Below are 13,457 nucleotides of genomic sequence, written 5' to 3'. Positions count from 1 at the left end.
CGCCCGGCGCCCCCGCGCACCCCTCAGCACACCGAGGGGCAGAATTTGCGGTTGCTAGTAGGCGAAGGGGTAGAACTTCCAGTAGTTCTTGATCTGCTGCCAGCGGTGGGCCAGCCCCTGGGGCTCGAAGATTAGGAACAGGATGATCACCAGGCCGATGGCCATCTCCTTGATGTAAGCCAGGCCGTCCACCACCATGGGGATGTTGCCCCACTCGGTCATCTTCATCAGGCCCACGCCCCCCTCCAGAGCCTCCGGCAGCAGCACCATGAACACACAGCCCATCAAGGTGCCCTTCACCGAGCCCAGGCCGCCGATGATCACCATCGCCAGAAACTGCACCGACATGAAGATGGTGAACCCCTCGGCGGACACGTACCCCAGGTAGTGGGCGTACAGGGCGCCGCCGATGCCGGCGTAGAAGGAGGAGATGCCGAAGGAGAGCAGCCGATACTTGTTCAGCTTGACCCCCATGATCTCCGCCGACAGGTAGTGATCCCGCACCGCCACGAAGGCACGGCCGTCGCGGCTGCGCATCAGGTTGCAGCCCCACAGGTACATGAACACCAGGGCGAATAGGGCGATATAGAAGAAGCTCTCGTCGGTATCGAACACCATGCCGAACAGGTTTACCGGCTCCGCCATGGACCCGGCGCTGCCGCCGGAGAACCACTCGGCTCGGCCAAAGAAATCCTCGATGATGAACTGGGCCGCCAGGGTGGCGATGGCCAGATAGAGCCCCTTGATCCGCGCCGCCGGCATGCCGAACAGCATCCCCACCCCCATGGTCAGGTAGCCCGCCAGGGGGATACACAGAAACACCGGAATGCCGAAGCTGGTGTTGAGCCAGGCGGAGGCGAAGGCGCCGAAGCCGAAGAAGGCACCGTGGCCCAGGGAGATCTGGCCGGTGTAGCCCACCAGGATGTTCAGACCCAGGGCCGCGATCCCCAGGTAGGAGATCTGGATGAACAGGGTCAGGTAGTAGGCGTCCAGCACCAGGGGCGCCAGACAGGCCAGGGCGATGGCCGCCACCGTCACCCAGTGGATGGTGCGGGTCTCGAAGATGGTGTTGTCCTGCTTGTAGCTGGTGCGAAAATCGCCGCAGGGTCGCATGGCCGGGCTAGACATGGCGCACTCCTTTCACAATAAAACTCATGGTTACTTCCTTTTAAATCCGCTCGATGTCTTTGGTGCCGAACAGGCCATAGGGCTTGAACCACAGAATCACCAACAGCACATAGAAGGGCGCGATGTCATACATGTTGCCGATATGCAGGTACTGGCTGTCGGCGAACTCCGCCAGGTTCTCCAACACGCCGATGGTGATGCCGCCGACGATGGCGCCGACGATGGAGTCCAGGCCGCCGAGGATCACCGCCGGGAACACCTTGATCCCCATCACCGACAGCGAGTCGGAGACGCCGTTGACCATGCCGATCACCACTCCGGCGGTGGCGGAGACGGTGGCGGCGATGCCCCAGCTCATGGCGAACACCTGCTTGACCGAGATCCCCAGGGACTGGGCCACCTGCTGGTCGAAGGCGGTGGCGCGCATCGCCAGGCCATGCTTGGAGTGGGTGAAGAACAGGTAGAAGCCCACCATGATGAGGATGGCGATGCCGGTGCTCATCAGGTACGCCAGCTCGATGTTGAGGCCGAACAGGCTGATGCTCTGGGTGTCAAACACCTGAGGGTAGCTCTCCGGCGCCACACCGAAAATCCACTTGGTCAGCGACTGGAAGAAGATCGACAGGCCGATGGTCACCATGATCACCGAGATGATGGGCTCACCGATCATCGGCCTGAGCACAATCATCTGCAGCGCCACCCCGAACACCGCCATAAAGGCCAGGCTCAGTAGGAAGCCGACCAGGAAGGGCAGCTGCAGATAGACCAGCAGCGCCCAGCAGGTCCAGGCGCCCACCAGCAGGAATTCCCCCTGGGCGAAGTTGACGATCTGGGTGGACTTGTACACCAGCACGAAGCACATCCCCACCACACCGTACAGCAGGCCAACGATCAGCCCGTTGACCACCAGTTGCAGTAACAACTCGAAATTCATGATGCTCTCCTTTGCTCGGTATCGGGCGCCTGCCCGGAAGGCGGGTCGATGAGGGTGGCCACCTCCAACTGGGTCTGTACCCGGGTGTTGGAACCGTCCTGGAAGGTGATCACCGTGTCGATATCCACCCGAGTCTGGTCGTCATAGATCGCCTCGATGATGTCACCGTACTTCTCGGCGATGACGCCGCGGCGCACCTTGCGGGTCCGGGTCAGTTCACCGTCATCGGCGTCCAGCTCCTTGTAGAGCAGCACAAATTTGGCGATCTTCTGCGCCGGCGGCAGGCTGGCGTTGACTCGCTCCACCTCTTCGCTGAGCTTAGCGTATACCTCGGGCAAACTGGCCAGGTTGATGTAGTTGGTGAAGGCCAGCCCTTGCTGCTCCGCCCACTTGGCGACAATGGAGAACCGGATGCAGAGGATGGCGGACAGGTAGGGGCGGTTCTTACCCAGGATCACCGCTTCGCCGATGAAGCTGGAGAACTTCAGCTTGTTCTCGATGTACTGAGGCGAGTACTGGATGCCGGTGCTGGTGTGAGCCAGGTCCTTGATGCGGTCAATCACCACCAGGTGGCCGGACTCCTTGAAGTAACCGGCATCGCCGGTGTGCATCCAGCCCTCCTTGACGTCCTCATCAAAGGCGGCCTGGTTGCCCAGGTAGCCACAGAACATCCCTACGGTCCGGGCCACCACCTCCCCCAGTCCCTCGGCATCGGCGTTGATCACCTTCACCTCGGCGTTGTCGAAGGCCACGCCGACGCTGTCATAGTCCACATCGTCAGCATGGTGAATGGTGTAGGCACCACACATCTCGGTCTGGCCATAGAGCTGACGCAGGGGCACGCCGATGGACTGGAAGAAACGGAAGGTGTCCGGGCCCATGGCGGCGCCGCCGGTGGCGGCGGACTTGAGGAAGGAGAAGCCGAGGCGATCCCGCAGCGCCTTCATCAGCAGCCACTCCGCCAGGGTCGACTTTCTGCCCTCATCCAGGGCCTTCTCCGCACGCTTCATGGCGAACTCGTACAGCTTCTGCTTGAGTGGGGTGGAGTCCATCATCCGTGCCTGCACATCGGCCAGGATCTGTTCCCACACCCTGGGAGCCAGCAGCACGAAGCTGGGGCCAATCTCGCGCAGGTCGGCCATCATGGTCTCCTGCTCCTCGACGAAGTTGACGATCTGGCGGGCGATAAGCGCCTGACCCACCGCGTACACCTGCTCCATGATCCAGGGCAGCGGCAGCACCGACACGTAGTTGTCGCCCGGGCTGCGGGGGTCTGCCCTCAGGTAGGCGCTGCAGTGCTGGACGAAGTTGCCCCCCTGCAGCAGGGCGATCTTGGGCTTGGAGGTGGTACCCGAGGTGGTGCAGTAGATGGCCACCTCCTCCGGACGGGTGGCATCCACCATCTGGTCGAACCGCTCGGGATGACGGTCCTCCTGCTCGCGGCCGATACGGTAGAGATCCTCCACGTCCACCAGCCGCGGGTCGTCGTACTTGCGCATGCCGCGAGGATCGCAGTAGACGATGTATTTCACCCCGGGGATCTGATCCCCCAGCTCCAGCAGCTTGTCGCACTGCTCCTCATCCTCGGCGATCACCACACAAGTACCGGAGAGCTCGATGAGGTAGGCCACCTCCTCGTGCAGGGAGTCCTGGTAGATCCCCACCGAGTAGCACCTCAGGGTGTGGGCCGCCACCTCGCCCCAGACCCACTCGGGCCGGTTGTCCCCCAGCAGGGCGATGGTGTCCTTGGCCTGGATCCCCAGCTTGGTCAGGGCCAGCGCCATCCATTTCACCCGGTCCCGGTAATCGGCCCAGGTGAATTCGTTCCAGATGCCGAACTCCTTCTCCCGCATCGCCACCTCCCCGGGCCAGTGCCGGGCGTTGTGGCGCAGGATCTTGGGAAAGGTGTTCAGCTCACCCATCTCAAAGCCGTGTTCGGCTGCGTTAAATACCTGACTCATCAGCCTGCCTCCTGCATCTCGTCGTCCTCCTCCAGCCCGAGGTAGGCGCGCTTGACGTGCTCATCCGCCATCACCTGCTCCGGCAGGCCACTGATCAGCTTCTTGCCGAAGTCCAGCACCATCACCTCGTGGGAGATGTCCATCACCACCCCCATGTCGTGCTCGATCATCACCACGGTAATGCCGAACTCCTCGTTGAGGTCGAGGATGTAGCGGGCCATGTCCTCCTTCTCTTCCAGGTTCATCCCCGCCATGGGTTCATCCAGCAGGATCAGCTTGGGCTTCAGCGCCATGGCCCGGGCCAGCTCCACCCGCTTGCGCAGGCCGTAGGAGAGGGTGCCTGCCACCGACTTGCGCACATGGGTGATGTCGAGGAAGTCGATGATCTGCTCCACCTCACGGCGGTGGGTCAGCTCCTCCTTTTCCGCTGGCGACAGCCAGTAGAGGGGGCCGGTGACCCAGTTGTTGTTCATCAGGTGGTGACGGCCCACCATGATGTTCTCCAGAACCGTCATGTGGCCAAACAGGGCCAGGTTCTGGAAGGTGCGGCCGATGCCCAGATCGGCGCGGTCATTGGGTCGAAGGTGAGTCACCTCGCGGCCGTCAAAATGGATGGCCCCTTTCTGGGGACGGTAGCGACCTGAGATGCAGTTGAGCATGGAGGTCTTGCCGGCGCCGTTGGGGCCGATGATGGAAAACACCGATCCCCTGGGCACTTCAAAACTGACGTCGGTCAACGCCTTGACCCCGCCGAAGGCGAGAGAAACGTGCTCGACTTTGAGGATGGAATCTGTCATTCCCAAACTCCTGATTCTTGGGTGGGGGCATCCGCTGCCCGGTTGAAGTCGTGCAGTAGCGTTGCGGCGGGGAAAATTCCCCCCGCCGCACAAAGCGTTACAGGGCGTAACGCATGGAGAATTGGCCGTAGTAGGAATCGGCATCGGCATTGTGCATCTTGAACTGCCCCACCTCAAAACCGACCGCCAGTTCCTTGGTCAGATTGTTAAACAGGTTGACGCTCCACTGGCTGTTATCGGCGTCGCCCAGGTCAGTTTCGGCGCGGCCATACATGAAGGTGCTGCGCAAGGTCTCGTTCCACCAATGACGGTAGGCCGCCAGGTAGGCGGTGGTGTCCTCCACCTTGCCATTGACCAGGTCCTTGGCCAGAGCTACGCCAACATAGCGGCCCACCTCGCCGAAATGCACCTGGAAGCGGAAATCGTCCTTGCCGAAGGTGTTGATCTTACCGGCGACAGAACCACCAAAGGCGGTCTCGCTGTCGTCCTTATCGATGTTCAGTTCGCGTCCCATCGCCGCCAGAGAAAGGTTGCCCCAGTCCCCCGTCAGGGTGTACTTGGCGATCACATCGGGGATGTTGTCGTAATCTGGCGCGCCGCCCTCGGACTCTGGGTTTTCGATGGAGAGCTGCAGGCCGCCGTTGGTGTAGCGCAACTGCCCCTGGCGGATAAACACCAGGCCCACGGTGGCACCGGCAAAGTCGGCGGTCTCCGGGATGGCGCTGGTGTTCATGAAAGTAGACCAGGTCTGGCCGGCCAGCACATTTTTGTAGTTGATGAAGGCGTGACGGATTCTGGGGTTGGCAGAGTTGGAAATGACCTGGGTACCGCCGCCGCCGTAAAAGTCCATCTCGATGAAACCGGTGAGATCACCGTGCACATACTTGGTGTTGAACCGGGTCTCGTTGGCGAAGACGCGGAACTGGGAGGCGTTGTCCTCTCTGGGGCTTCCCGAACCAATCCAGAAATCCTTGTAGCTCACATCCCCGTCCACATAACGGGCATCCATCTTGATGTAACCGCCGAAGATCAGCTTGTCATCGTCAGAAAGCTTGATCTCGTAACCGGAGAGGGCACTGCCGGAAAAGGCCAGCAAAGCGCCGGCCGCAGCCAGCTTCAGTGAGTGTTTCATCATTACTATCCCTTGTTGTAGTGGTGTCCTAAACATCGTGAAAGGTGACCTCAGTCACAATTGGGAATAGGTATTAAGTCGGAGGTCTTAATACGAAAGTCTTAGGCGATGGCCGAGACTGCGGGGTTACACTGGGGCAAAAGCCGGCCCAGGGAAGCAGCGGGCCGCCACAACCACAATAGGGACTGTTCATGTTTCCAAACTGGCTCCTGGTGCTGATCAGCCTGGGCTACATCGGCCTGCTGTTTGCCATCGCCTTTCTCGGTGACCGCTACCGGCACAAACTGGCCCCCCAGCAGCACAGCCTGATCTACGCCCTCTCCCTGGGGGTCTACTGCACCTCCTGGGGGTTTCTCGGCACCGCCGGCCAGGCCTCCCGTGGGGATTTCTCCTACCTGCCGGTGTACCTGGCCCCGATCCTGCTTTTTGTCCTGGGCTGGCCCTTTATCCAGCGGATCATCCGTGTCTGCCTGAGGCTGAACATCACCTCCATCGCCGATCTGCTGGCGGCGCGCTTTGGCAAGTCGCAGAAGCTGGCGGTATTGGTGACCCTGGTGGCCCTGTTCGGCACCCTGCCCTACATCGCCCTGCAGTTGAAGGCGATCGTCAACTCCTACGAGATCCTGCGGGAAACCCTGACCCTGACCTCGTGGCAGCTGGGGCTGCTGGTGACCCTGGTGCTGGCGGGCTTCACCATCATCTTCGGGGTGCGGGCCATCGATGTCACCGAACGCCATCCTGGGGTGATGGTGGCCATCGCCTTCGAGTCGCTGATCAAGCTGGTGGCCTTCCTGGTGGTGGGGCTGTTCGTCTCCTTCGTGGCGTTCGATTCCCCCGCCCAGATCTGGCAACGGGCCACGGCGGCCGCGGCCGAGCCCGCCTTCACCGGTCACAGCCTGGTGTCCATGCTGGGGCTGACGGTGGTCGTGGTGTGTGCCTTCCTGTGCCTGCCCCGCCAGTTCCAGGTGACCATGGTGGAGATCAAGGAGCCGGCGCAGGCCAGGCTCAGCCGATGGCTGTTTCCCCTGTATGTGTTGGTGTTTGCCTTCTTTGCCGCCCCCCTGGGCCAGGCCGGCGCCCTGCTCTACGGCGACACCATGAGCCAGGACGCCTACGTGCTGTTCCTACCCGCCTACCATGGCCACCTGTGGCTGAGCCTGCTCAGTTTCCTCGGCGCCATCTCCGCCGCCAGTGCCATGGTGATCATCTCTACCATGGCGCTGAGCATCATGCTCAGTAACGAAGTGGTGTTCCCGGCCCTGTTCCGCCGCAGTGCCCTGGAGGAGACCGATTTCCTGAGATTCAGGGCGCGGCTGCTGCTGGTGCGCAAGGCCCTGGTGCTGGCGGTGATCTTCCTCGCCTTCGGCATGTTCCTGGTGACGCCGCCTCACACCCTCTCCTCACTGGGAGAGGTGGCCTTCGGTGCCATCGCCCAGATTGGCCCGGCGCTGTTCGCCGCGTTCTGGTGGCGCAAGGTGAGCCTGGCGGGGGTGATCTCCGGCATCGGCGCCGGCTTCGGCATCTGGCTGCTGTTCAACCTGATGCCGCAGTTGGGGGCCTATGCCCATCCGCTGGCGGACTCCCCCTTCGGCGCCACCACCATGGCCACCCTGCTGGGACTGGCGGTGAACGTCATGATGATCTGGCTGATCTCGGCCTTCAGCCGCCAGACAGTGAAGGAGCAGATGCAGATGGAGCTGTTCTTTGCCCGCCCCGACATCCGCGAGAGGCTGCCAATCAAGGCTGGCCGCATCGATCCCAAGGAGCTGGAACTGCTGGCCGCCCGCTTCGTCGGCTCCGACAAGGCGACCCGGGGGTTCGAACTCTACTACCGCCACCACCCCAGGCTCCGTGAAGGACGCCAAAGCGTCGATCAGGAGCTGGTGCTCTACACTGAGAACCTGCTGGCCACGGTGATGGGATCGGCCTCCGCCCGGCTGGTGATCTCCTGTGCCCTGCAGGGGCGGGACATCGCCCTGGATGAGGTGGCCCAGCTGATGGATGAGGCCACCAGCCAGCGCACCGCCCTCAGCCGCGAGGTACTGCAGAGTGCCATCGAAAACGCCTCGGAGGGGATCTCGGTCACCGACAACGACCTCACGCTGGTAGCCTGGAACCGCCGCTATCTCAGCCTGTTCAACTACCCCGAAGGGCTGGTCTACCCCGGCTGTCCGGTGGCGGATCTGATTCGCTACAACCTGAATCAGATGAGCGACGATGCGGACGAGGTAGATCGCCAGGTGGCGCGCCGGCTCCATTACCTGCGCCAGGGCAGCCGCCACAGTTCGGAGCGGCAGCTGCCCAACGGCACGGTGATCCGCATCGAGGGCAACCCCATGCCCGGTGGCGGTTTCGTGATGCTGTTCTCCGACATCACCGTTTACCGAGAAGCGGAAGCGCTGTTGACGGAGAAGAACCTGGATCTGGAGTCCCTGGTCTCCGAGCGCACCAACAAGCTGGCCCGCGCCAACGAACAGCTGGCCCGATCCAACGCCAAGCTAGCCGCCGCCCGCGAGCAGGCGGAGGCGGCCCACCGGCAGAAGAACCAGTACCTAAAGGCGTGCAGCCATGATCTGCTGCAACCCCTGTCCGCCGCCCGGCTGTTCTCCTCCACCCTGATGGAGGAGGGGGGGCTCACTGCCAACCAAAGGGCCGGGCTGGAGCAGATTGACCGCTCACTGCAGGTGGCCAATGAGCTGCTGCTGGACCTCAATGCCATTACCAAGATCGAGAGTGGCACCATAGTGCCCAAGCTGGAGTCCTTCCCGCTGCAGACGCTGCTGGACAGCCTGGTGGGAGAGTTTGGGGCCCTGGCGCCCCGCTACCGGGTCACCCTCAGGGCGGTGCCCTGCAGCGCCTGGGTTCACAGCGACCGGCAGCTGCTGAGACGGATTTTGCAAAATCTGCTGTCCAATGCCCTGAGGTACGCCAGTGGCGGCAAAGTGCTGCTGGGCTGCCGCCGTGGCGAACAACTGGAGATCCAGGTGCTGGACACCGGCCCCGGCATTCCGGCCGAGAAGCAGCAGCTGGTGTTTGAGCAGTTCACCCGACTGGACGGTAACGGCACCGGTCCCAGCGGCCTGGGGCTGGGTCTCAACATCGCCCAGGGCCTCAGTCAGCTGCTGGGACACACCCTAACCCTCGACTCCGAAGCTGGCCGGGGCTGCTGTTTCTCCCTGGCCCTGCCGCCGGCACGGCCACAGCTCCAGCCGGCGCCGGCCAGGGCCAGCGCCTTTACCCTGCAGGGAGTACGGGTGCTGTGCGTCGACAACGACCCATCGGTACTGGCCGGCATGGAAAACCTACTGAAAAGCTGGCACTGCAGCGTCTTTGTCGCCGACAGCCTGGCCAGCGCCGAAGCCCTGATCCGCAGCCGTCATGGCGAGGTGGACATCATGCTGGTGGACTACCAGCTCGACAACAACGAGGACGGTCTCACCGTGATGAAGCGGATGCAGCAGCTGTGCGACCGTCCGATCCCCGGGATCCTGATCAGCGCCACCACCGACGAAGGGGTGGTGGCCCAGGCCAAGGCGGGCGGATTCGGGTTCCTGCGCAAGCTGGTGAAACCCGTGGCACTGCGTGCGATGATGAGCGCCACCCTGGTGCGGGAACTGCAGCAGAACTATGCCCAGGCAGAAGCCCAGGAGTGATCACGGCGGCGGCCTAGGCCGAGGTCTCCGGCTGCAGCTGTTTCATGGCGATCACCGCCTGGGTACGGGTGCGCACCCCGAGCTTGAGAAAAATGGCGCTGGCGTGGGCCTTGATGGTGGCCTCCGACAGACCCAGCTCCTGGGCGATCTGCTTGTTGAGCAGACCGTCGGCGAACATCATCAGGATCTTGTGCTGCCTGGGGGAGAGGCTGGCGATCTTCTCCTCCACCCCATCACCGGCACCCTCATTCAGATCGGTGCCCTCGGGCAGCCACTGCTGTCCGGCCATCACCGCCTCGACCGCCTCGATCATCCTGGGCACCGGTTGGGACTTGGGCACGAAGGCGGCGGCACCGCAGCGGACACTCTGGGCAATGGTGCGATTGTCCTCCTGGCCGGAGATGATGATCACCCCCAGTTCGGGGTGACGGGCTCGAATCTGCACCAGGGTATTGAAACCGTGGGCATCGGGAATGTTGAGATCCAGCAGCAGCAGGTCGGCGTCGCCATGTTGTTCCAGCAACTCCTGCAACTGGCACACCGACTCCCCCTCCAGCACAGCGGCATCGGGGAACTGCTTCTCCAGCACCGAGAGCAGGGCCTGACGAAACAGCGGGTGGTCGTCGGCGATGATGATTTTTTCCGGTTGATACATATGGCGTCCTTGTGGGTGCGCTGATGCCACCTCGCGCAGCGGCGGGCAGTTTACATTGGATACCCCAGGCGCCCAGGCACCTATCCTTGGCCTAACAGATTAGTCTGAGTCTATCGAATTGACCCATCTGGGCCATTAGACCTTTAGTCAATTCAACGTTACTGTTACAGCCGCAGTTAACCTAAATCCTATTAGACTATGATTCAATACCCTTGAGGCCTGAGCAGCCCCCCCGTTGACCCGGGTTGGCCTGTGACGGCGCCCTCCTCTGTCGGCAAAGGGTAATGCACCAGCTCTCACCATGGGGTTGAAACCTGGTGTGCCTCTCTCGGAGAGAGCCAGCACACTTCACTGAATACCAAAGACAGGTTATGCACAGTCGATCTCTGCCGCTCCTTGCCTTCGCCCTTTTGCCCACCCTGGCGCTGTCCGCCGAGGTCCGGCTGCTGACCTGGGAAGCCTACCTGGCGGATGAGGTGGTTAGCGCCTTTCGCCGGGAAACCGGCCACACCATCCGTCAGTTCTTTATCAGCTCCGATGCCGAACGCAACGCCATGCTGCAGGCGGGAGGGGCCACCCTGTTTGACCTGATCATGGCCGACAACACCGCCACCGACGAGTATGCCAGCCAGGGGCTGATTCAACCTATGGCTGGGCGGGTGGCTAACCTCAGCCACATCGACGAGCGCTGGCAACAGGCCTGCGGGGAGTATGGCGCGGCCTACAGCTGGGGTACCCTGGGCATCGCCTATCGCTCCTCCCTGGGGGTACAGATTGACTCTTGGCATCAGTTGTTCGATCCTCCGCCCCCCTTCCGAGGAAAACTGGTTGTCCTGAGCGACTACCGAGAGTTCACCGCCGCCGCCCTGATGGCCCTGGGTTTCAGCCCCAACAGTTCGCAACGGACAGAGCTGGAACAGGCCTTCGCCCTGATGGGGGAACAGAAGGCGCATCTGCTGGCCTACGACTATGGCGTCTCCTATGCGCTGAGCTGGCAACAGGAGAGTGAAATGGCCATGGCGCTAGCCTACTCGGCCGACGTGGAAGAGATCATCGACGCCACCGGCCAGGAGGATTGGACCTATGTGATCCCCAAAGAGGGAAGCCTGCTGTGGGTGGATTGCTGGGTGCTCCCCGCCGGCCGTCCGGTCAGCGAGGCGACGCTCGCCTTCCTGAACTTTATCAACCGCCCCGATGTTGCCGCGCTGAACGCCGAAAAAGCGCAGATGCCCACCCCCATTAGTGCCGCCAAGGCACTGACCTCAGAGGCTTACCAGGGAGATCAGGAGCTCTATCCCACCGGCGAGGTGTTCGACGGGGCTCTGTTGCTTAGGCGCCGCGCCAACGAGACCGAGCGCCGAATAATCGAGGCGGTCGACGCCCTCAAGCACAACTAGACTTCCAAGGTTCGCCGGCCCCGGCCCGTAAGCCGGCGACCCGACGTCCCCCCTCCGGGTCGGCCCTGACCGCCATTCTGCCGGACAGCTCACACTCCAGGTTAAAAATCCATCGACCAGAAGTTACTTATACATATAATAAATTTAGGTTATTGGTGATAGTGGGGGCACAATGAAGATGTTCAGCACCACCCTGTTCATGACCCTGCTGCTCTGCCAGGGTGCCAGCGCCCACCCGATCTTTGCCGACACCATGAAACGGCAACTGAAGCTGTACAGGGTGGAGTGCACCGCCTGTCACAGCAAAGGGGAGCAGTACCAGCTGCGCAACGGCCTGGGACTCAGATTCGAAGCCGAGCTGCCGGAGAGCCTCACCTGGCAGTACCACTCGGTGTTGGCCATGGGCAACCCGGAGGCGATACGCTCGCACGAACGCGCCATGGCCAAGCGCTTCTCGTTGATCCTGCTGAAGCTGGGCCGGGAGCCGATAGGCGACAGATCCCTCACCGAACTGCTGCTGTCCGGCGACATGCAAGGGGTTCACCCGGCCCGCTAAGCCCACCGCAGAGTGTTGCTAGTCTGTTTCAGAATCTATGGCGGCGTAATTCTGGTCTCTCAATGCCCAGAGCGCCCCGCCCATTTTATCCGACGATTCATCCGCATTTGCCGAGTATTAATAGAAGTTCACTGGGCCCTGCCACGTTATTTTCAACAAATTTAATTCTTGTCCGTTGAGCGAAATAGGAATCCAAGCATATATCCCCGCCCCACAGCTTAATCATAATTACAAGCAAAGTTTACCCAGCCTAAACGGGATACCTGTGACCACGCTCCCTTTATCACCAATTACGGAAAAGCGGCCAAAATCGCGGCACTGACGAGTCAACCTCCCGTTAACACCGCATCGGAGCGGATTACATTGCACTATGTGCAAGACGCGTTTTTCACTATTGGAAAGATGGGAGCCCCCCTGCATTAAAACGGTTGAAATATAGCTATTGCTCCCTTCTTAATTCTGTTTGAACTATTTTATTTCCTGCCCAGTTTCTCTTTATTCCGCCTTGCCAACTTGGCGAGGCATATTAAAGGACCTCTTATGTTAGACAGACGTTCATTACTCAAGATGGCGGCAGGGAGTGCGGCTCTGACGCTGATCCCCAGCACCAGTCTGCTGGCCCAGACCCAGGGCAAGCGCATGGCCATGGTGTTCGACGTTCGCCGCTGCACCGGCTGCCTCTCCTGCAGCGTATCCTGCTCCATCGAGAACCAGGTACCCGAAGGCCGAGCCCGTACCCGGGTCACCCAATCCTCGATGGAGACCGCCGACGGCGTCGCCACCCTGGCGGTACCCAACCAGTGCAATCACTGTGACAAACCCTCCTGCGTCGAGGTGTGTCCCAAGAACGCCACCTACAAGCGGGAAGAGGATGGCATCGTGGTGATCGACTACGACAAGTGCATCCACTGTCAGCGCTGTGTCAAAGCCTGTCCCTACGGCGCCCGCCGCAAGGATCCCAAGTACAAGACCGCCCCCGAGAAATGTAACTTCTGTGTGCACCGCCTGCAGCAGGGCCTGCTGCCCGCCTGTGTGGAGACCTGTATCGGCGAAGCCCGGGTATTCGGCGACCTCAACGACCCCAACAGCGAAGTGGCCAAGCTGGTTCGCGACAACAGGGTCTATGGCATGCTGCCCGACTCCGGCAACCTGCCCAGCATCCTCTACATCGGCCTGCCCCAGCCCAGCGATGACAAGAAGATACTGAAACTCAACCACCTGGAATGGCAACGATAGGAGATGAC

Annotated in this window: 10 protein-coding genes; 4 read left to right on the top strand and 6 right to left on the bottom strand. The window is 61.5% G+C overall.

The features are described 5' to 3' along the window. Positions 1 to 54 precede the first annotated feature (54 nt). The 5 genes from FCL40_RS13585 to FCL40_RS13565 form a co-directional block, all read right to left on the bottom strand. Entirely contained in the window at positions 55 to 1,128 is a 1,074-nt protein-coding gene (locus FCL40_RS13585; protein WP_136853850.1) for a branched-chain amino acid ABC transporter permease, read from the bottom strand. A 40-nt stretch (positions 1,129 to 1,168) separates the two neighbouring features. Next, positions 1,169 to 2,062 carry a branched-chain amino acid ABC transporter permease gene (locus FCL40_RS13580; RefSeq protein WP_136853849.1) on the bottom strand — a complete coding sequence of 298 codons (894 nt, stop codon included), beginning with the start codon at positions 2,060 to 2,062 and terminating at the stop codon, positions 1,169 to 1,171. Beyond that, entirely contained in the window at positions 2,059 to 4,023 is a 1,965-nt protein-coding gene (locus FCL40_RS13575; RefSeq protein WP_136853848.1) for a long-chain fatty acid--CoA ligase, read from the bottom strand. The genes FCL40_RS13580 and FCL40_RS13575 overlap by 4 nt, the downstream gene beginning before the upstream one ends. After that, positions 4,023 to 4,820, bottom strand: coding sequence for an ABC transporter ATP-binding protein (locus FCL40_RS13570; protein ID WP_136853847.1), 798 nt, complete (start codon positions 4,818 to 4,820; stop codon positions 4,023 to 4,025). The genes FCL40_RS13575 and FCL40_RS13570 overlap by 1 nt, the downstream gene beginning before the upstream one ends. A 97-nt stretch (positions 4,821 to 4,917) precedes the next feature. Next, positions 4,918 to 5,952 carry a DcaP family trimeric outer membrane transporter gene (locus tag FCL40_RS13565; RefSeq protein ID WP_407644152.1) on the bottom strand — a complete coding sequence of 345 codons (1,035 nt, stop codon included), beginning with the start codon at positions 5,950 to 5,952 and terminating at the stop codon, positions 4,918 to 4,920. 191 nt (positions 5,953 to 6,143) lie between these two features. On the opposite strand from FCL40_RS13565, the gene FCL40_RS13560 reads away from it, so the two are divergent. Beyond that, positions 6,144 to 9,605, top strand: coding sequence for a hybrid sensor histidine kinase/response regulator (locus FCL40_RS13560; protein WP_136853845.1), 3,462 nt, complete (start codon positions 6,144 to 6,146; stop codon positions 9,603 to 9,605). 13 nt (positions 9,606 to 9,618) lie between these two features. Here the strand turns inward: FCL40_RS13560 and FCL40_RS13555 are convergent, their stop codons facing one another. Next, positions 9,619 to 10,260 (bottom strand): response regulator transcription factor, encoded by a 642-nt coding sequence (locus tag FCL40_RS13555; RefSeq protein WP_136853844.1) that lies wholly within the window; start codon positions 10,258 to 10,260, stop codon positions 9,619 to 9,621. A gap of 371 nt (positions 10,261 to 10,631) precedes the next feature. Between FCL40_RS13555 and FCL40_RS13550 the strand changes: the two genes are divergently transcribed. From FCL40_RS13550 to FCL40_RS13540, 3 genes are all read left to right on the top strand, one after another. After that, positions 10,632 to 11,657 carry a polyamine ABC transporter substrate-binding protein gene (locus FCL40_RS13550; protein ID WP_136853843.1) on the top strand — a complete coding sequence of 342 codons (1,026 nt, stop codon included), beginning with the start codon at positions 10,632 to 10,634 and terminating at the stop codon, positions 11,655 to 11,657. A 172-nt stretch (positions 11,658 to 11,829) separates the two neighbouring features. Continuing rightward, entirely contained in the window at positions 11,830 to 12,213 is a 384-nt protein-coding gene (locus tag FCL40_RS13545; RefSeq protein ID WP_136853842.1) for a hypothetical protein, read from the top strand. A gap of 540 nt (positions 12,214 to 12,753) precedes the next feature. Beyond that, the gene (locus FCL40_RS13540; RefSeq protein WP_136853841.1) at positions 12,754 to 13,449 is read left to right on the top strand and encodes a 4Fe-4S dicluster domain-containing protein; all 696 of its coding nucleotides are present in this window, start codon (positions 12,754 to 12,756) and stop codon (positions 13,447 to 13,449) included. Positions 13,450 to 13,457 lie beyond the last annotated feature (8 nt).

The sequence above is a fragment of the Ferrimonas sediminicola genome (assembly GCF_005116715.1).
GTDB classification, from domain to species: Bacteria; Pseudomonadota; Gammaproteobacteria; order Enterobacterales; family Shewanellaceae; genus Ferrimonas; species Ferrimonas sediminicola.
Note: the sequence above shows the minus strand (reverse complement) of the source record. Positions and strands in the feature narration are given on the sequence as shown.

Bases quoted from the DNA above. Each gene is read 5' to 3' on its own strand.
- FCL40_RS13545 (WP_136853842.1), top strand. From the start codon at position 11,830: ATGAAGATGTTCAGCACCACCCTGTTCATGACCCTGCTGCTCTGCCAG.
- FCL40_RS13580 (WP_136853849.1), bottom strand. From the start codon at position 2,062: ATGAATTTCGAGTTGTTACTGCAACTGGTGGTCAACGGGCTGATCGTT.
- FCL40_RS13565 (WP_407644152.1), bottom strand. From the start codon at position 5,952: ATGAAACACTCACTGAAGCTGGCTGCGGCCGGCGCTTTGCTGGCCTTT.
- FCL40_RS13585 (WP_136853850.1), bottom strand. From the start codon at position 1,128: ATGTCTAGCCCGGCCATGCGACCCTGCGGCGATTTTCGCACCAGCTAC.
- FCL40_RS13560 (WP_136853845.1), top strand. From the start codon at position 6,144: ATGTTTCCAAACTGGCTCCTGGTGCTGATCAGCCTGGGCTACATCGGC.
- FCL40_RS13570 (WP_136853847.1), bottom strand. From the start codon at position 4,820: ATGACAGATTCCATCCTCAAAGTCGAGCACGTTTCTCTCGCCTTCGGC.
- FCL40_RS13540 (WP_136853841.1), top strand. From the start codon at position 12,754: ATGTTAGACAGACGTTCATTACTCAAGATGGCGGCAGGGAGTGCGGCT.
- FCL40_RS13555 (WP_136853844.1), bottom strand. From the start codon at position 10,260: ATGTATCAACCGGAAAAAATCATCATCGCCGACGACCACCCGCTGTTT.
- FCL40_RS13575 (WP_136853848.1), bottom strand. From the start codon at position 4,023: ATGAGTCAGGTATTTAACGCAGCCGAACACGGCTTTGAGATGGGTGAG.
- FCL40_RS13550 (WP_136853843.1), top strand. From the start codon at position 10,632: ATGCACAGTCGATCTCTGCCGCTCCTTGCCTTCGCCCTTTTGCCCACC.